This is a genomic window from Nocardia sp. 149-1B, from assembly GCF_057747975.1.
The window spans coordinates 4556047-4574176 of sequence record NZ_CM173233.1; the positions used below are offsets into that span (position 1 = coordinate 4556047).

Consider the following 18130-nt stretch of genomic DNA (forward strand, 5'->3'; position numbering starts at 1 on the left):
CTCGACCGGCCCCGTCCGTGGCGGGGCCGGCCGAAGAAGGGAGGTCAGGCGGTGGACTCCAGGTCCAGTCGCGGACGCCGGGGCAGCGTACGGCGGGCGGCGTAGCGGGACGCGACGGCGCTGGTGTAGGCGAGGCGGCGTCGGGCGGCCACGCCCTGCGGGTTGGGGTGGGGCTGGGCCAGGTGGGGGTCGAACGCCTCGGCGAGGGCGTCGCGCAGCAGCACGAGGGCCTCGGCGCGGAGCTGGGAGATGCGGGACTCGGTGACGCCGAGCTCGGCGGCGAGGTCGGCCATCGGCAGCTCCTCGAGGAAGTAGCCGCGGACCACGCGCTGGAGTCGCTCGGGCAGCTCCTCGACCGCGTCGGCGACGTACCGGACGCGCTCGAGCTGCTCGACCCGCTCGGCGGGGCCCGGGTCGCGTCCGGGGAGGATGTCGGCCAGGCCCTGCTGCGCCCCGGCCTCCAGAGGCAGCACGACGGCGCGCGAGACCTCCGAGTCGGCGCGGATCACGTCGTCGTTGCTGAGGCCGAGCGCGTTCGCCACGGCCTCGTCGTCGGGGAACTCGCCCATGGTGGCCGCGAGCCGTGAGCGAGCCTCCTCGATCTGGCGGCTGCGGCGCCGGACCGAGCGCGACGCCCAGTCGATCGAGCGCAGCTCGTCGACCATGGCGCCGCGGATCCGCGGCGCGGCGTACCGCACGAACGGCACCCCCCGCTCGGGGTCGTAGGAGCGGGCGGCGGTGACCAGGGCCACCAGGCCGGCCGAGCGCAGGTCGTTGCGGTCGACGTGGGAGGGCACCCGCGCCATGGTCTCGCGCACCAGGTGCGCGACCAGGGGCAGGTGCTGTACGGCGAGGCTGTCCGCGTCGGGGGACGCAGGGGGGACGGGTTGTTGTTCCGCGGGCTCGGCGAACGTGCTGGGCTCGTAGACCTCCGGGTCGGTCATGGGGCGCTGTTCTCCTCAAGAGATGTGCGTCGTGCCGGGTGGCCCGCGGTTCCGAGACGGGGGTGCGGGCGTCGTGGCGCTCTTGTCACCTCGGAGTTCGGCAGGCCGGGGGCACTACTTGAGGTCGGCTAGACCTGTTGTGTCGCACACACGGTCCGGCGGACCGCGACCAGGGATCGTGCAGCCCCGAGCGCCGACCGGCGCCGCGCCGGGTTGTCGATCCAGTGGGAGCACAGCCGTGGAGTGGCGACGTCATCCGCACGGGAGGCACCACAGGACCAGACAGCGGGGTGGGGGTGGGGCGCGTCAGGCGCTGGTCTCGAGCCGCTCTCGCGGGCCGACGGCGCGTCGGGCGGCGTACTGCACGGCGACGGCGCGGGTGTAGGCAAGTCGACGGCGCGCGTCGTCGTCGCCAACGCCCTGGTCCTCGAGTTCTGGATCGTTTCGGTGCTCCACCGCCAGGGCGTCGCGGAGCAGGGCCAGACCCTCGGTGCGCAGCTCGACTGCTCGCGCCTCGCTGGTACCGATCTCGAGGGCGAGCTCGGTCATCGGACGCTGCTCGATGAAGTACCCGCGCACCACGTGCCGCAGCCGCTGCGGGAGCTCCTCGAGAGCGACCTCGACGTACTGCCTCCGCTCGGCCGTCTCGTGCGGGTCCGCGTCGCCGCGGAACGTGTGGACGACGGGCGCGACGCGCTGGGCGCCGGGGCGGTCGAGACCGAGCGCCGCGGCGGTCGCACCAGCGTCGGAGAAGCGGTCGAGCACCTGGTCGAGGCGGGCTCGCGCCGCCGCGGGGTCCCGCGGGCAGGCGGCGCGCAGCTCCCAGTCCACCGACCGCAGCTCGTCGACCAGTGCGCCGCGGATCCGGAGCGAGGCGTGGTCGGCGAACGGGACCCTTCGCGTGGGATCGAAGTCCCGGGCGGCCGCGCGCAGGGCGAGCAGCGCCGCGGACCGGAGGTCGTCGGGGTCCGTCGAGGACGGCACGCGGGCCATCGTCTCCCGCACCAGGTGCGCGACCAGCGGCAGGTGCTGGACGGCGAGCTGGTCGCGGGCCTCAAACGACATCGTGTTGTGCGAGTTCACAACATTAGTGACGCACGAACGGGCCTATTCCCACAAAGGAACAGGGTCGAAATGGGCCCGTTCGAAGGTAAAAATCTCCCGGTAGCGCGAGTGGACTAATGGCACATAGTCATATCGGGCCACCCGAACCAGAAGGCGAGTAGCCCCTGGAGGCCAGGGTCTCTGATCCGCGGGAAAACGTTATCGACCTCATTGAACACCGAACGACCTATATCTGCCCAGATCCGTCGGATTCTGCGTCACGAACCGATGGGGCATGAGTCACTGTTCTCGTGAACTCGGACAACACGATGTCGATTGAGGCCCGCGACCAGCTCGCGGTCCAGCATCTGCCCTTGGTGGCGCACCTGGTGCGAGAGACGATGGCGCGCGTCCCGTCGTACGTCGACCGCAACGACCTGCAGTCGGCCGGGCTGCTGGCCCTGGTGCACGCCGCCCGCGCCTTCGACCCCGAGCGCGGGGTGCCGTTCCCCGGCTACGCCTCGACCCGGATCCGCGGAGCGCTGGTCGACGAGCTGCGCTCGGTCGACTGGGCGTCGCGCTCCGTGCGCCGGCGCGCCCGCGAGATCGAGGCGGCACGGGCCCGTCTGGCCGCGACTCTCGGCGAGTTCCCCGACGATGCCGCGGTCGCCCGGGCGCTCGACCTGCGTCCCGAGGACGTCTGTCGTGCCGACTCCGAGGTCGCCCGAGCCACGGTGCTCCCGCTCGACGCGGGACCGAACGCCGGGTTCGTCGAGCAGCTGGCCGGGCGCGGGATCGGCCCGGAGGACGCCGCCTTGCGCGCCGAGCGTGCCGAGTACCTCGCCGACGCGGTCGCGGAGCTGCCCGAGCGACTCCAGCGCGTGGTCCGCGGCTACTTCCTCGAGGAGCTGCCGATGGCCGACCTCGCCGCCGAGCTCGGCGTCACCGAGTCCCGCATCTCCCAGCTCCGCGCCGAGGCCCTCGTGCTGCTGCGCGACGCCCTCGCCGAGGCGTTCGACCCCCACCTGGCCCAGCCCCACCCCAACCCGCAGGGCGTGGCCGCCCGACGCCGGCTCGCCTACACCAGCGCCGTCGCGTCCCGCTACGCCGCTCGCCGTACGCTCTCGGTCTCGCGGTCCCGGCAAGCGCTCGAGTCGACCGCGTAGCTCTCGCCCCGCATCAGCTCGTGAAGGCGCAGAACTCGTTGCCCTCGGGGTCGGTCAGCACCGTCCAGGTGATCTCGCCGTCGGGCGAGCGCACCACGCGCGCCCCTCGGTCGGTGAGCAGGCGTACGTCGGGGACGTCGACGTCCCAGTGGATGCGGTTCTTCACGGTCTTGGGCTCGGGCACCGGCACGAACACCAGGTAGTCGAACGGCGCCCCCGGGATCTCCTCCACACCGGCCCAGCCGTGCTCCTCGTCCACCGACAACCGGCCGCCGATCAGCTCGGCCCACCACTGCGCGAGGGGGCCAGGGTCGGCGGCGTCCACCACGACCTCGTACAGCCGCCGGTCCGGCACGTGCTCGCGCTCGAACACGCACAGCTCACCGCCCTCGGGATCGCGGAGCACCTTCCATCGAAAGCTCTCCAGGTCCAGCGGCCGAGCGCCGAGGCCGAGCACGTCCTCGACCGCGGCCGCGTGCACGTCGAGGTGCACCCGCTGCTTGACGGTCACCGGCTCCGGCACCGGGTTGAGCCACACGGCCGACCGGCTGCCCGGCCCGGTCAGCAGGACCATGCCGTCCTCACGCTGCGTGAGCTCGAGGCCGAGCACGCCGGCCCAGAAGCGGCCGAGCAGCATCGGATCGACCGCATCGATGCAGAGGTCCTTGAACGTTGCGGGCACCGGAGCATCGGCCATCATCAGGCGAGCAGCTCCGGCTCGGTCTTCTCGCGCACCTCGTCGAGGGTCACGTCCGGAGCCAGCTCGACGAGGCGCAGCCCACCGCCCTCGCGGGCCGGGACGACGTCGATGACCGCGAGGTCGGTGATGATCCGCTGCACGACACCGAGACCGGTGTAGGGCAGTGAGCACTCCTCGACGATCTTGTAGGTGCCGTCCTTGGCCACGTGCTCCATCAGCACGATGACCCGCTTGGCGCCGTGGACCAGGTCCATCGCGCCACCCATGCCCTTGACCATCTTGCCGGGGATCATCCAGTTCGCGATGTCGCCGGCGCGCGATACCTGCATCGCCCCGAGGATCGCCGCGTCGACCTTGCCGCCGCGGATCATCCCGAAGGACGTTGCGGAGTCGAAGAACGACGCGCCCCGCCGCAGCGTGACCGTCTCCTTGCCCGCATTGATCAGGTCGGGATCCTCCTCGCCGTCGACCGGGTACGCGCCGACGCCGAGGATGCCGTTCTCGGACTGCAGCACCAGCTCCACGTCATCGCTGACGTAGTTGGGCACCAGCGTGGGCAGCCCGATGCCGAGGTTGACGTAGGAGCCGTCGGACAGCTCCGAGGCGGCCCGTGCCGCCATCTCCTCACGACTCCAGCTCATGCCGGGCTCCCCTCACGCTGGCGGACGGTTCGCTTCTCGATGCGCTTGTCGGCGGCCTGTTCGGGCGTCAGCTCGACCACCCGCTGCACGAACACGCCCGGCGTGTGGACCTGGTTGGGGTCGATCTCGCCCGGCTCGACGAGGTGCTCGACCTCGGCGATCGTGACCCGGCCGCACATCGCGGCGAGCGGGTTGAAGTTGCGTGCGGAGTCGCGGAACACGAGGTTGCCGTGGCGGTCGCCCTTCCAGGCCCGCACGAGCCCGAAGTCGGCCACGATCGCGTGCTCGAGCACGAACTCCTTCGGCCCCTCGGCGGTCTCGAAGACCTGGGTCTGCTTGGGCGGGGACGACACGACGACGTTGCCGTCGGCGTCGTAGCGCCACGGGAGCCCGCCGTCGGCCACCTGGGTGCCGACACCGGTGGCAGTGAAGAACGCCGGGATGCCTGACCCGCCGGCCCGCATCCGCTCGGCCAGGGTCCCCTGCGGGGTGAGCTCGACCTCGAGCTCACCGGCGAGGTACTGGCGCGCGAACTCCTTGTTCTCCCCGACGTACGACGCCACCACGCGCCGCAGCCGTCCGGCGCCGAGCAGCAGCCCGAGCCCCCAGCCGTCGACTCCCGCGTTGTTGGACACCACCTCGAGATCGGCGGTGCCGGCGTCCAGCACTGCCTGGATCAGCACCGACGGGATCCCGCACAGACCGAAGCCGCCGACCGCGATCGTCGAGCCGCTCGCGATGTCCGCCACGGCCTCCGCGGCGGACCCCACCACCTTGTCCACGCCATCTCCTCCTCGCCCCGTCACGACGCTGTGACCCGGGTCTCGTCGATCCTAGGGCCCTCGACCGTTCGCCTAGGCTCGCCCCATGTCGCCGTCGACGAACACCCAGGACTGGTCGCGCGTGCGCCTGCACGTGGTGACCGGCAAGGGCGGCACCGGCAAGTCCACGGTCGCCGCCGCACTCGCCCTCGGGCTGGCTTCGCAGGGCCGCCAGGTGCTCCTCTGTGAGGTCGAGGGCCGCCAGGGGATCGCCCGGATGTTCGACGTCGACCCGCTGCCCTACGAGGAGCGCCGGATCGCCACCGGCCTGCGCCACGACGGCCGGGCACCGGGCGTGGTGCACGCGTTGCACATCGACGCGGAATCGGCGCTGCTCGAGTACCTCGCGATGTACTACAAGCTCGGGCGCGCCGGCCGGGCGCTCGACCGCTTCGGGGTGATCGAGTTCGCGACGACCATCGCACCGGGGGTCCGGGACGTGCTCCTGACCGGCAAGGTGTTCGAGGCCGTGCAGCGCAACAGCCGCAACCGCAACGCGACCCGCTACGACGCCGTGGTGCTCGACGCGCCACCGACCGGGCGCATCACGCAGTTCCTCAACGTCAACGAGGAGCTCGCCGGTCTCGCGAAGGTCGGCCCGATCAAGGGCCAGGCCGACACCGTCATGACGCTGTTCCGCTCCCCGCGCACCCTGGTCCACCTGGTCACCGTGCTGGAGGAGATGCCCGTCCAGGAGACCGCCGACGGGATCGCCGAGCTGCGGGCAGCCCGGCTGCCGGTCGGCGCCGTCGTCGTCAACCAGGTCCGCCCCCGCGACATCGGCCGCGACGACCTGGACGCGGCGCTGGCCGGGCGACTCGACACGGCGCAGATCGAGGCCGACCTCGCATCAGCCGGCGTCGGCGGCGGCCGCGCGCTCGCGACCGGCCTGGTCGCCGAGGCACGCGACCATGCCGAGCGCCGGGCCCTGGAAGACGCACAGCGCGCCGTGGTCGACGAGCTCGGGCTGCCGATCGTCGAGCTGCCGCGCCTGGCGAGCGGGGTCGACCTCGGGGGTCTCTACGAGCTGGCCGCCGACCTGAAGTCGCAGGGGCTGGCATGAACACCCCACGAAACTGCGGGCTTCCCCTGCTCCGCTCCTCCAGCCCGCACTTCCGCGGGGACCCCGCATGAGCGCCCCCCGCAAGACCAAGTCGCGCACCCGCACCCGGGTCGGCCCGCTGGCGACCGGTCCCCAGCACGCACCCCGGCTCGACATCGACGCCCTCCTCGACGACCGGGGCACCGGCATCATCGTGTGCTGCGGGTCGGGCGGTGTCGGCAAGACCACGGCCTCCGCGGCGCTCGCGCTGCGGGCCGCCGAGCGCGGGCGCCGGGTCGTCGTGCTCACGATCGACCCGGCCCGGCGCCTGGCTCAGTCCATGGGCATCGAGGCGCTCGACAACACCCCGCGGCCCGTCCGGGGCTTGCGGTCCGACGGCGACGCCGAGGGTGACTCGGACGGCGGCGATGGTCCGCGCCTGGACGCGATGATGCTCGACATGAAGCGCACCTTCGACGAGGTGGTCGAGAGCCAGGCCAACCCCGAGAAGGCGCGCCAGATCCTGGAGAACCCCTTCTACATCGCGCTCTCGAGCTCGTTCGCCGGCACCCAGGAGTACATGGCGATGGAGAAGCTCGGGCAGATCCACGCCGACGCCAAGCGCGAGGGCACCTACGACCTGATCGTGGTCGACACCCCGCCCTCGCGGTCGGCGCTGGACTTCCTCGACGCTCCGGAGCGGCTCTCCAGCTTCCTCGACGGCCGTTTCATCCGGCTGCTGCTCACCCCGGCGCGCGGGCCGGCCCGGATGATGACCGCCGGGCTCGGGCTGATCACCGGCGCGCTGAACCGGATCCTGGGCACCCAGGTGCTGCGCGACATGCAGACGTTCGTCGCGGCGTTCGACACGCTCTTCGGCGGCTTCCGGGTGCGGGCCCAGAAGACGTTCCAGCTGCTCCAGGCCGACGGTACGGCGTTCCTCGTGGTCGCCGCGCCCGAGCCCGACGCGCTGCGCGAGGCGGCGTACTTCGTCGAGCGGCTCAGCGAGGACGCCATGCCGCTCGCGGGCCTGATCGTCAACCGCGCCAGCCCGGTGCCGGAGGGCTCGGTGTCGGCCGACGAGGCGATGGCCGCCTCCGAGCGACTGCGCAAGCAGGACCCGGACTCACTGACCGCGGGACTGCTGCGGCTGCACGCCGACCAGACCCGGATCGTGGAGCGCGAGGCGCTGCTGCGCGAGCGCTTCGCGGCCGCGCACCCCCAGGTGCCGACGACCGTGGTGCCGGCGCTCGCCGGAGATGTCCACGACCTCGACGGTCTGCGGCGCGTGGGCGAGCTGCTGGCGGGCGACGCCGCGGCCGGCTGAGCGACCGGCTGGAGCCAGGCGCGCCCGGTCGCGCCCTCCCCTGTGGGGCGCGGCCTCGGCCCGACGTGCTGCTAGACGGCGACCGGCTTGGCGACGGGCACCGGGGCACCCTGCTCACGAGCGGTCTCGAGCACGCTCCGCCACGAGGCGGTCGGACGCCGCCGAAGGAGCGCGCGGCGCTCCCGCTCGGTCATGCCGCCCCAGACACCCCACTCGATCTGGTTGTCGAGGGCCTCGGCAAGGCACTCGGTGCGCACAGGGCAGCCGGCGCACAGCTGCTTCGCCTTGTTCTGCTCTGCCCCGCGCACGAACAGCTGATCCGGTTGCGCTTCGCGACATGCCGCCGCCGGCGCCCAATCCTCAACCCACATGATGATGTCCCCACATCAGTCCGAGATAGGCGGCGTCCCCATGACGTCTACCCGGGATGTTCTCCCCTCGGTAAAGAAGTTAAGGAAGAAATCAGGTAGGGGGCAGACACATCCGACCCAATCCGCATAGTCCAAACTAACTAGTCATCTCGGACTACGACTGGGTTCGGGTTCGGTCGCTCACGTACTCTGGGTGTATGTCCGTGCCGCGCGACGAGCGCCTGCCCGCCTCCCGCGTCGCCTCGCACCTGCTCGTGATGCTGGCCGTCGCGGCCGTCATGGGCGTGGTCGTCGCCGGCCTCGCGATCCCGTTCGCCGGCGTCCTCGGCATCGGTGCGCGCCAGGCCTCCGACGCGATGGACAACCTGCCCGCCGAGCTCCAGACCGACCCGCTGCCGCAGAAGACGCGCCTGGTCGACTCCGAGGGCAACGTCATCGCGACGCTCTACGACGAGAACCGCGTCAACGTCTCCCTCGACCAGATCTCGCGCACCATGGTGCAGGCGATCGTCGCCATCGAGGACTACCGGTTCTACGAGCACGGCGCCCTCGACCTCAAGGGCACACTTCGCGCCCTGATCACCAACCAGGCCAGCAACGGCGTCGTCCAGGGCGGCTCCTCGATCACCCAGCAGATGGTCAAGATGACGCTGCTGACCCAGGCCAAGACGAAGGCCGAGCGCCGCGACGCCACGGCCGACACCTACGCCCGCAAGCTGCGCGAGCTGCGTTACGCGATCGCGTTCGAGCAGAAGTACTCCAAGGACTGGATCCTCGAGCGCTACCTCAACATCGCCTACTTCGGTGACGGCACCTACGGCATCCAGTCCGCCGCTCGCCACTACTTCAACGTCAACGCCAAGAACCTCGACCTGCGCCAGTCGGCGATGCTGGCCGGCCTGGTCAAGAACCCCACCGGCTACGACCCGACCAACTCGCCCGACCGCGCGCTCGAGCGCCGCAACGTCGTGCTCGACCGGATGGCCGAGCTGAACGTGATCCCCCGCGAGAAGGCCGAGCGGGTCAAGAAGAAGAGCCTGGGGCTCGACGTGGTCCCGGCCAAGAACGGCTGCCTCTACTCCCGCGCGCCGTTCTTCTGCGACTACGCGGTCAACTGGCTGCTGCACGACCGTCAGCTCGGCAAGACGGTCACCGAGCGCAAGCAGCTCCTCAAGACCGGCGGGCTGACGATCCGGACCACCATCGACCTGCGCGACCAGGAGGCCGCGGACAAGTCGGTGGCGGCGCACGTGCACCCCACGGACCAGGCGATCGGCGGGCTCGCCATGGTCGAGCCGGGAACGGGCGAGGTGAAGGGCCTGTCGCAGTCGCGACCGATGGGACGCGACGAGGCCAAGGGCCAGACGTTCCTCAACTACCTCGTGCCCCAGAAGTACGGCGACTCGGCGGGCTTCCAGGCGGGCTCGACGTTCAAGCTCTTCGTCCTCGCCGCCGCCATCAACGACGGGACGTCGCTCAACACCAGCATCGCGTCTCCAGCGGAGATGCAGATCCCGATGAACAGCTACCAGGACTGCGGCGACCAGCCCTACGCGAGCAGCGACGTCTGGTCGGTCCACAACTCCACGGGGTTCGGGACCCCGGCGTTCAACCTCTACACGGGCACCCAGGAGTCCGTGAACACCTTCTACGCTCAGCTCGAGCAGCGCACCGGCATCTGCGAGCCCTTCAAGCTGGCCAAGGAGATGGGCCTCCAGCTGACCGACCCTGCACACGAGCGGGTGCCGTCGTTCACCCTGGGCGTGCCGAGCGTGAGCCCGCTCGAGATGGCCGAGGCGTACGCCACGGTCGCCGCCCGGGGCCTGCACTGCGACTCCCACCCGGTCACGGCCATCGAGGACGCCACCGGCACCGAGATCCGCAAGTACCCCTCGCGCTGCCAGCAGGTCATGCCGCAGACGACGGCCGATGCCATCAACGACATCCTCCGCGGCGTCCAGGAGACCGGGTTCGGCGCCGGCGCGGGACTCACCCTCGACCAGCCCTCGGCCGCCAAGACCGGCACCATCAACGACAACATGGCGGTCTGGTACTGCGGCTACACGCCCAACCTGGCGACCGCGTCCATGATCGCCGGGGCCAACCGGGAAGGGCACCCGATCACGCTCAACGGCCAGAGTCTCGCCGGGCAGTACATCGACTCCGCTCACGGGTCGACGACGGCAGGGCCGATGTGGGGCGACGCCATGAAGGCCATCTCCGCCTGGCTGCCCGACGAGGACTTCGTCGCGCCGGATGCCGAGATCGTCAACGGCGTGATGACGGCCGTGCCGTCGACCACCGGCATGTCCCCCGACCAGGCACGCAGCGTGCTCGAGCAGGCGGGCTTCTTCCCGACCGACGGTGGCGAGGTCAACTCCAGTGAGGCTGCCGGAACCGTGGCGTACACCAGCCCGGGCGGCGGGACGAGCACGACGAGCGGGTCGTCGGTGACCATCTACGTGTCCAACGGCGTGCCTCCCGCGCCCCCGCCCGGTCACGGCGGCCACGGAGGTGGCCACGGCCACGGCGGTGGGCACGGCCACGGCGGGGGTCGTTGACCCCCCTGCTCGGCCGCGTGCCGGTCAGCCCAGCTGCCGGCGTACCTCCGCGGCGACGGCTCCACCGTCGGCACGACCCTTGACCTGGGGCGAGATCATGCCCATGACCTTGCCCATCGCCTTCATGCCCTCACCGGCGACGCCGGCCTGCGCGATCGCCGAGGTCACCAGGTCGGCGATCTCCTGCTCGCTCAGCTGGGCGGGCAGGTAGTCGGCGATCACCGCCGCCTCGGCGGTCTCCTTGGCGGCCATCTCGGCGCGGCCGCCCTCGCCGAACGCGGTCGCGGCCTCGCGGCGCTTCTTCGCCTCGGTGGAGAGCACGCCGACGATGTCGTCGTCGGTGAGCTCGCGGTGCTCCTTGCCGGCGACCTCGGCGTTGGTGATCGCGGTCAGCACCATCCGCAGGGTGGAGGACCGCACCTCGTCGCGCGCCTTCATCGCCGTGGTGAGGTCGGCACGCAGACGATCCTTGAGAGCGCTCATGAAGGCCATTGTGGCAGCCTTGCGGCGTGACCTCCCTGGCCCCCGCTCGCCGCGCGGCGCTGCGCACGGTCGCCACCGGGGCCCTCGCCGGCGCGGCGCTCACGGCGTACGCACTCGCCGAGGCCCGTGCGTACACGTTGCGCCGAGTCACGGTGCCGGTGCTGCCACCGGGCAGCCCGGACGTCCGGGTGCTGCACCTCAGCGACATCCACATGACGCCGGGGCAGACCCGCAAGCAGGAGTGGCTGCGCCGACTGGCCGGGCTCGACCCCGACCTCGTGGTCGACACCGGCGACCACCTGTCCCACCACGCGGCGGTCCCGGTGGTCGTGGATGCCCTCGGCCCGCTCGCGGACAAGCCGGGCGTGTTCGTCTTCGGGTCCAACGACTACTTCTCCCCGACCCTGCGCAACCCGCTGCGCTACCTGCTGCCCGACGACGGCACTCGCCACACCCACAGCGCCGAGCTGCCGTGGCGCGACCTGCGCCAGGAGTTCACGTCGCGCGGGTGGGTCGACCTCACCAACACCCGCGCGACACTCGAGGTGCGCGGGCTGCGGATCGCCTTCGCCGGGGTCGATGACCCGCACCTGGGCTACGACCGGCTCGACGAGATCTCCGGGCCGGCCGACCCGGACGCCGACCTGCGACTGGGAGTGGCCCACGCGCCGTACCTGCGGGTGCTGGACCGCTTCGCGGCCGACGGGTACGACGCGATCCTCGCCGGGCACACCCACGGCGGACAGGTGTGCCTCCCAGGCGTCGGTGCGCTCACCACCAACTGCGACCTGGAGCCCGAGCGGGCGCGTGGGCTGCACCGGCATCCCGCATCGTCCACGCCCGGTGACCCGGGCTCGGCGTGGCTGCACGTCTCGGCCGGGCTGGGCACCAGCCCGTACGCCCGGATCCGGGTCGCCTGCCGACCCGAAGCGACCCTCCTCACCCTGGCAGCCCGCTCCTGAGGGAGGGGTGCAGTCCACCGGCGAGGCCGATTTCGAGCGCCCCGCTCGGCTCGGGTATGGTTGCCCCTGCTTGGGGACCGGACGTGTCCGGACCAGCGATCGGGCTGTGGCGCAGCTTGGTAGCGCGCCTCGTTCGGGACGAGGAGGCCGCAGGTTCAAATCCTGTCAGCCCGACCGTGTGATGTCTCAGGACATCGCGGACACCCGGACCCACGGAAACGTGGGTTCGGGTGTTCTTCATTTCGGGGTTCGTGGCTGGTAGTCCCTGGTCAGGTCGATGGTGAGTTCGCGGAGCAGTTCGCCGGTGATGGCGTTGACGACGCGGACCTCGAGGTCTTGGACGAGCAGGAGGACGTGGGTTCCGGCGTGGGTTCGACCGATGCCGATGTGACGCAGTTGGCCGGCCACGCGCAGGGTGACGGTGCCGGATTTGTCGATGCGGTCGTGCCGGACCCGGTCGTGGGTGTCTGCGTCGCGGCTGGAGCCGGGCATGGCCTTGGGCATGGTGTCGTAGAGCGCTGCTGGCGTGGCGCGGTGCGGCAGCGAGCGGTGCGGCCGGTGTTGGTTGTACTCGGTGACGAACCGGTCGAGGAGAGCTTGCAGCTCGGCCAGGGTCTCGGGCTGGTCGCGTTGAGCTCGGAGCCAGTTCTTCATCGTCTGTTGGAACCTCTCCACCTTGCCGCAGGTGGTGGGGTGGTTGGGCCTGCTGTTCTTCTGGGCCACCTGCCAGTCGTGGAGCTGCTGCTCGAACCCGTTGCGGCCACCGCGTCGCCCGATGCCGGCCAGGCGGACGGTGTAGACCATTCCGTTGTCGGTCAACGTGGATGCGGGAATACCGTGCTGACCTGCGGCTTCACGGAAGGTGGCTTTGACGATCGGGGTGGTGATCGCCCGGTGCGCGGACACGTGCAGGGCGTAGCGGGTGCAGTCATCGAGCCAGGTGATGATCTCGACGCCCTTGGGAAACGTCGCGGTGTCGGTGAGCGGGTAGTGAGTGAAGTCGGACTGCCAGGTCTCGTTCGGCATCGCTGCCTGGAACCGGATGTAGGAGGACTTGGGTCGCTTCTTCGGCTCCGGGGTGATGGCGCCGTGGCGGGTCAGGATCCGGTGGATGGTGGCCCGCGACAGCGTGATCGCGTGGTGCTGCGCCAAGTGCCACAGCAGGGTCTCGGCGCCGGCGTCGTGGCCGTCCTCGGCGAGCTGTTTGCGCACTCGGAGCACCAGGTCGACGATCGCGGGCGGTGTCGCGGCCGGTGAGGTCTTCGGTGCCTTGGAGCGGGGCTCGAAGGCCTCTTCACCTTCGTCTCGGTAGCGGGCCAGGAGTTCGTAGAGCCAGGAACGGGACACCCCGTAGGCCGCGACGACCTCGGCGACGGGTCGGTTCTCCACGGTGACGGCGGTGATGACCAGGCGTGCCTTCGACATGGCCGCACGCTCGCGGCCCGGTGTCTCCTATGTCGTGAGACATGCTGTCCGGGATGTCTTGAGACATGTGTCCGGGATGTCTTGAGCCAGCACACTGTCAGCCCGACCGTGTGATGTCTCAGGACATCGCGGACACCCGGACCCACGGAAACGTGGGTTCGGGTGTTCTTCATTTCGGGGTTCGTGGCTGGTAGTCCCTGGTCAGGTCGATGGTGAGTTCGCGGAGCAGTTCGCCGGTGATGGCGTTGACGACGCGGACCTCGAGGTCTTGGACGAGCAGGAGGACGTGGGTTCCGGCGTGGGTTCGACCGATGCCGATGTGACGCAGTTGGCCGGCCACGCGCAGGGTGACGGTGCCGGATTTGTCGATGCGGTCGTGCCGGACCCGGTCGTGGGTGTCTGCGTCGCGGCTGGAGCCGGGCATGGCCTTGGGCATGGTGTCGTAGAGCGCTGCTGGCGTGGCGCGGTGCGGCAGCGAGCGGTGCGGCCGGTGTTGGTTGTACTCGGTGACGAACCGGTCGAGGAGAGCTTGCAGCTCGGCCAGGGTCTCGGGCTGGTCGCGTTGAGCTCGGAGCCAGTTCTTCATCGTCTGTTGGAACCTCTCCACCTTGCCGCAGGTGGTGGGGTGGTTGGGCCTGCTGTTCTTCTGGGCCACCTGCCAGTCGTGGAGCTGCTGCTCGAACCCGTTGCGGCCACCGCGTCGCCCGATGCCGGCCAGGCGGACGGTGTAGACCATTCCGTTGTCGGTCAACGTGGATGCGGGAATACCGTGCTGACCTGCGGCTTCACGGAAGGTGGCTTTGACGATCGGGGTGGTGATCGCCCGGTGCGCGGACACGTGCAGGGCGTAGCGGGTGCAGTCATCGAGCCAGGTGATGATCTCGACGCCCTTGGGAAACGTCGCGGTGTCGGTGAGCGGGTAGTGAGTGAAGTCGGACTGCCAGGTCTCGTTCGGCATCGCTGCCTGGAACCGGATGTAGGAGGACTTGGGTCGCTTCTTCGGCTCCGGGGTGATGGCGCCGTGGCGGGTCAGGATCCGGTGGATGGTGGCCCGCGACAGCGTGATCGCGTGGTGCTGCGCCAAGTGCCACAGCAGGGTCTCGGCGCCGGCGTCGTGGCCGTCCTCGGCGAGCTGTTTGCGCACTCGGAGCACCAGGTCGACGATCGCGGGCGGTGTCGCGGCCGGTGAGGTCTTCGGTGCCTTGGAGCGGGGCTCGAAGGCCTCTTCACCTTCGTCTCGGTAGCGGGCCAGGAGTTCGTAGAGCCAGGAACGGGACACCCCGTAGGCCGCGACGACCTCGGCGACGGGTCGGTTCTCCACGGTGACGGCGGTGATGACCAGGCGTGCCTTCGACATGGCCGCACGCTCGCGGCCCGGTGTCTCCTATGTCGTGAGACATGCTGTCCGGGATGTCTTGAGACATGTGTCCGGGATGTCTTGAGCCAGCACACTGTCAGCCCGACCATGTGCAGGCCCGGATCCGCAGTGCGGATCCGGGCCTGCTGGCGTTTCCCGGCGTGCTCGCCGTGGCACACTGCCGGTCATGCCGGACGAGGTGAGCGGGGAGCCCGCAGAGAGCACCGGCAGCGCCGGCGGCGACGAGCCCTCGCTCGAGCTGCCGTCGCTGGGGTGGCGGCGCAAGCGACGGCGCGCCGTTGAGGCGCCGGCCGCCGATCCGGTGAGCACCGAGACGACCGCGCCACTCGAGCCTCTCTCGCACGCCGAGCCCACCGGCCCGATCGAGCCCGTGGAGTCACCCGCGCCGGTTCAGCCGGAGCCGGCCACCGCCGAGCTCACGATCGAGCCCGACCTCGTCGACGAGCACGATCCCGTGCCGGTGACCGCGCCGGCCCCGGAGCCGAACCCGCGCCGCGAGCGCACGCCGCGCGGCCCCGGCGGGATGCCGGCGGCGGTGCTGACCGGCCTGGTCGTCGGTCTCGGGATCGTCGGGCTCACCTGGGCCTCGCTGCGTCTGTGCGAGAGCGTCCAGGGCACGTCGTCGTGCGGGAAGGCGGGCTACGGGCTGTTGATCGCCATCCTCGCGGTGATGATCGTCGTCGGCGCGCTGCTGCTGCGACTGGCCCGGGTGCCGGAGGCGGCGAGCACGAGCTTCCTCGCGGTCGGGCTGACCGCGGTGCTCGCGCTGGTGTTCCTCGTGGACTCGCTGATGGACCGCCCGATGGTGGTGGTCATCCCGCTGATCTCCGCGGGCACGTTCGCCCTCGCCCACTGGGTGACCCGCACCTTCGCGGGACCTGCCGACCGTTGACCCGCCCGAGACTTTCGGGCGGGTCGACGCTGGATCAGCGGGCGGCGAGCAGCTCGGCGATCTGCACGGTGTTGAGAGCGGCGCCCTTGCGCAGGTTGTCGTTGGAGACGAACAGCGCCAGCCCGCGGTCGCCGTCGACGCCGGGGTCGGTGCGGAGCCGGCCGACGTACGACGGGTCCTTGCCGGCCGCCTGGAGCGGGGTCGGGATGTCGGAGAGCTCCACGCCGGGGGCGTCGGCGAGCAGCTCGGCGGCGCGCTGCGGCGTCATCGGCCGCTCGAACTCGGCGTTGATCGCCAGCGAGTGGCCGGTGAACACCGGCACCCGCACGCAGATCCCGGAGACCCGCAGGTCCGGGATGCCGAGGATCTTGCGCGACTCGTGGCGCAGCTTCTGCTCCTCGTCGGTCTCGTTCAGCCCGTCGTCGACGATCGAGCCGGCCATCGGCAGCACGTTGTAGGCGATGGTCCGGGCGTACTTCACCGGCTCGGGGAACGCGACGGCCTCGCCGTCGTAGGCCAGCTCGCGGGCCTTGTCGCCGGCCGCGGCGACCTGGGTGGCGAGCTCCTCGACGCCGGCGACGCCCGAGCCGGAGACGGCCTGGTACGACGACACGATCAGCCGGACCAGCCCGGCCTCGTCGTGGAGCGGCTTGAGGACCGGCATGAAGGCCATCGTGGTGCAGTTCGGGTTGGCGATGATGCCGCGACCGGCCTCGAGCACGGCGGCGGCGTCCGCCGGGTTCACCTCCGCCACCACGAGCGGGATGGCGGGGTCCTTGCGGAAGGCGCTGGAGTTGTCGACGACGATGACGCCGGCGTCGACGAACTTCTGGGCGAGGGCCTTCGAGGTGGTGGCGCCGGCGGAGAACAGCGCGACGTCGAGGCCGCTCGGGTCCGCGGTGGAGGCGTCCTCAACGACGATCTCGCGGCCGGCGAACGGCAGCACGGTGCCGGCCGACCGGGCGGAGGCGAAGAACCGCACATCGCCCACCGGGAACGCCCGCTCCTCGAGGATCTGGCGCATGGCGACGCCGACCTGGCCGGTGGCGCCGACGACGCCGACGTTCAGGGTCTGCCCGCTCATCGGCCGGTCCCGCCGTACACGACCGCCTCGACCTCTTCGGCGTCGAGGTCGAACGCCGTGTGCGTGGCCCGGACGGCCTCGTCGACCTGGGCCTCGGCGACGATCACGGAGATCCGGATCTCGGAGGTGGAGATCATCTCGATGTTCACCCCGGCCGAGGCCAGGGCGGCGAAGAACCGCGCGGTGATGCCCGGGTGGGAGCGCATGCCGGCGCCGATCAGCGAGACCTTGCCGATCTGGTCGTCGTAGAGGAGCTTGTCGTAGCCGACCTCGTCCTGGATCCGCGCCAGCGCGCCCATGGCGCTCTGCCCGTCGGCGCGGGGCAGCGTGAACGAGATGTCGGTGAGGCCGGTGGCGGCCGCGGACACGTTCTGCACGACCATGTCGAGGTTGACCTCGGTCGCCGCGAGCGCCTCGAAGATGCGGGCGGCCTCGCCCACCTTGTCGGGCACCCCCACCACGGTGATCTTGGCCTCGCTCCGGTCGTGCGCGACGCCCGCGATGATCGCCTGCTCCATCGGTTCCTCTCCTGCCTTGCTGTCCGGGATGACCCAGGTGCCTTCCTTCTGGCTGAAGGAGGAGCGCACGTGGATCGGCATGTCGTAGCGGCGGGCGTACTCGACGCACCGCAGGTGCAGGATCTTGGCGCCCGAGGCCGCCATCTCGAGCATCTCCTCCGTGGAGACGCGGTCGAGCTTGCGGGCCGCGCGCACGATGCGCGGGTCGGCGGTGAACACGCCGTCGACGTCGCTGTAGATCTCGCAGACGTCGGCGCCCAGGGCCGCGGCCAGCGCGACCGCGGTGGTGTCGGAGGCGCCCCGGCCGAGCGTCGTGACGTCCTTGGTGTCCTGGGAGACGCCCTGGAAGCCGGCGACGATCGCGATCGCGCCGTTCTGGATGGCCTTCTCGATCCGCCCGGGCGTGATGTCGATGATCTTCGCCTTGCCGTGGGCGGAGTCGGTGATCACCCCCGCCTGCGATCCGGTGAAGGACTGCGCCTGGTGGCCGAGCTGTGCGATCGCCATGGCGACCAGCGCCATCGAGATCCGCTCGCCGGCCGTCAGCAGCATGTCGAGCTCGCGCGGCGGCGGCAACGGCGTCACCTGCTGAGCGAGATCGCGCAGATCGTCGGTCGTGTCGCCCATCGCGGAGACCACCACGACGACGTCGTGGCCGGCCTTGCGCGTGTTGACGATCCGCTGGGCCACCCGCTTGATGCCGTCGGCGTTCGCGACCGACGATCCGCCGTACTTCTGGACGACAATGCCCACGGTTGGTCCCTCTGCTCG

At 70.8% G+C, this 18130-nt stretch carries 17 protein-coding genes and 1 tRNA gene; 7 read left to right on the forward strand and 11 right to left on the reverse strand.

Annotation, left to right across the window (positions count from 1 at the left end; all coding sequences use genetic code 11):
* Window positions 1-44 precede the first annotated feature (44 nt).
* Window positions 45-944 carry a sigma-70 family RNA polymerase sigma factor gene (locus tag AC3ANS_RS21825; protein WP_488293674.1) on the reverse strand — a complete coding sequence of 300 codons (900 nt, stop codon included), beginning with the start codon at window positions 942-944 and terminating at the stop codon, window positions 45-47.
* 306 nt (window positions 945-1250) lie between these two features.
* Window positions 1251-2027 carry a sigma-70 family RNA polymerase sigma factor gene (locus AC3ANS_RS21830; RefSeq protein ID WP_488293675.1) on the reverse strand — a complete coding sequence of 259 codons (777 nt, stop codon included), beginning with the start codon at window positions 2025-2027 and terminating at the stop codon, window positions 1251-1253.
* Between the two features lie 290 nt (window positions 2028-2317).
* On the opposite strand from AC3ANS_RS21830, the gene AC3ANS_RS21835 reads away from it, so the two are divergent.
* Complete coding sequence (locus AC3ANS_RS21835; RefSeq protein ID WP_488293676.1) at window positions 2318-3154, forward strand: sigma-70 family RNA polymerase sigma factor; 837 nt, start codon at window positions 2318-2320, stop codon at window positions 3152-3154.
* A 13-nt stretch (window positions 3155-3167) separates the two neighbouring features.
* Here the strand turns inward: AC3ANS_RS21835 and AC3ANS_RS21840 are convergent, their stop codons facing one another.
* From AC3ANS_RS21840 to AC3ANS_RS21850, 3 genes are read right to left on the reverse strand one after another with little or no spacing between them, the layout of a single operon-like run.
* Window positions 3168-3836: a VOC family protein gene (locus AC3ANS_RS21840; protein ID WP_488293677.1), complete on the reverse strand. Its 669-nt coding sequence runs from the start codon at window positions 3834-3836 to the stop codon at window positions 3168-3170.
* Between the two features lie 17 nt (window positions 3837-3853).
* Entirely contained in the window at window positions 3854-4495 is a 642-nt protein-coding gene (locus tag AC3ANS_RS21845) for a CoA transferase subunit B (protein ID WP_488293678.1), read from the reverse strand.
* On the reverse strand, window positions 4492-5268 hold the full coding sequence (locus AC3ANS_RS21850) for a CoA transferase subunit A (protein WP_488296545.1): 777 nt from the start codon (window positions 5266-5268) through the stop codon (window positions 4492-4494). The genes AC3ANS_RS21845 and AC3ANS_RS21850 overlap by 4 nt, the downstream gene beginning before the upstream one ends.
* 94 nt (window positions 5269-5362) lie before the next feature.
* On the opposite strand from AC3ANS_RS21850, the gene bagA reads away from it, so the two are divergent.
* Together bagA and bagB are read left to right on the forward strand one after the other, a co-directional pair.
* Window positions 5363-6379, forward strand: coding sequence for an ATPase BagA (gene bagA, locus AC3ANS_RS21855; RefSeq protein WP_488293679.1), 1017 nt, complete (start codon window positions 5363-5365; stop codon window positions 6377-6379).
* 67 nt (window positions 6380-6446) lie between these two features.
* On the forward strand, window positions 6447-7685 hold the full coding sequence (gene bagB, locus AC3ANS_RS21860) for an ATPase BagB (protein ID WP_488293680.1): 1239 nt from the start codon (window positions 6447-6449) through the stop codon (window positions 7683-7685).
* A 71-nt stretch (window positions 7686-7756) separates the two neighbouring features.
* Here the strand turns inward: bagB and AC3ANS_RS21865 are convergent, their stop codons facing one another.
* Entirely contained in the window at window positions 7757-8056 is a 300-nt protein-coding gene (locus AC3ANS_RS21865) for a WhiB family transcriptional regulator (protein ID WP_488293681.1), read from the reverse strand.
* Window positions 8057-8253: 197 nt separating this feature from the next.
* Between AC3ANS_RS21865 and AC3ANS_RS21870 the strand changes: the two genes are divergently transcribed.
* Window positions 8254-10617, forward strand: a complete 2364-nt coding sequence (locus tag AC3ANS_RS21870) for a transglycosylase domain-containing protein (RefSeq protein ID WP_488293682.1) — start codon at window positions 8254-8256, stop codon at window positions 10615-10617.
* Between the two features lie 24 nt (window positions 10618-10641).
* Here AC3ANS_RS21870 and AC3ANS_RS21875 read toward each other — a convergent pair whose 3' ends face one another.
* Window positions 10642-11100 (reverse strand): GatB/YqeY domain-containing protein, encoded by a 459-nt coding sequence (locus AC3ANS_RS21875; RefSeq protein WP_488293683.1) that lies wholly within the window; start codon window positions 11098-11100, stop codon window positions 10642-10644.
* A 26-nt stretch (window positions 11101-11126) separates the two neighbouring features.
* Here AC3ANS_RS21875 and AC3ANS_RS21880 point away from each other — a divergent pair, with 26 nt between their 5' ends.
* Both AC3ANS_RS21880 and AC3ANS_RS21885 read left to right on the forward strand, forming a co-directional pair.
* Window positions 11127-12062, forward strand: coding sequence for a metallophosphoesterase (locus tag AC3ANS_RS21880; RefSeq protein ID WP_488293684.1), 936 nt, complete (start codon window positions 11127-11129; stop codon window positions 12060-12062).
* Between the two features lie 100 nt (window positions 12063-12162).
* Window positions 12163-12236: transfer RNA gene (locus AC3ANS_RS21885), tRNA-Pro, on the forward strand.
* A gap of 63 nt (window positions 12237-12299) precedes the next feature.
* Here AC3ANS_RS21885 and AC3ANS_RS21890 read toward each other — a convergent pair.
* Window positions 12300-13487 carry an IS481 family transposase gene (locus AC3ANS_RS21890; RefSeq protein WP_488293685.1) on the reverse strand — a complete coding sequence of 396 codons (1188 nt, stop codon included), beginning with the start codon at window positions 13485-13487 and terminating at the stop codon, window positions 12300-12302.
* 169 nt (window positions 13488-13656) lie between these two features.
* A complete protein-coding gene (locus AC3ANS_RS21895; RefSeq protein ID WP_488293685.1) occupies window positions 13657-14844 on the reverse strand; it encodes an IS481 family transposase in 1188 nt (395 codons plus the stop codon).
* 187 nt (window positions 14845-15031) lie between these two features.
* Here AC3ANS_RS21895 and AC3ANS_RS21900 point away from each other — a divergent pair, with 187 nt between their 5' ends.
* Window positions 15032-15757 carry a hypothetical protein gene (locus AC3ANS_RS21900; RefSeq protein ID WP_488293686.1) on the forward strand — a complete coding sequence of 242 codons (726 nt, stop codon included), beginning with the start codon at window positions 15032-15034 and terminating at the stop codon, window positions 15755-15757.
* A 34-nt stretch (window positions 15758-15791) separates the two neighbouring features.
* Here the strand turns inward: AC3ANS_RS21900 and AC3ANS_RS21905 are convergent, their stop codons facing one another.
* Both AC3ANS_RS21905 and AC3ANS_RS21910 read right to left on the reverse strand, forming a co-directional pair.
* On the reverse strand, window positions 15792-16841 hold the full coding sequence (locus tag AC3ANS_RS21905; RefSeq protein WP_488293687.1) for an aspartate-semialdehyde dehydrogenase: 1050 nt from the start codon (window positions 16839-16841) through the stop codon (window positions 15792-15794).
* Window positions 16838-18112, reverse strand: a complete 1275-nt coding sequence (locus tag AC3ANS_RS21910) for an aspartate kinase (protein ID WP_488293688.1) — start codon at window positions 18110-18112, stop codon at window positions 16838-16840. Before AC3ANS_RS21910 ends, AC3ANS_RS21905 begins: the two co-directional genes overlap by 4 nt.
* Window positions 18113-18130 lie beyond the last annotated feature (18 nt).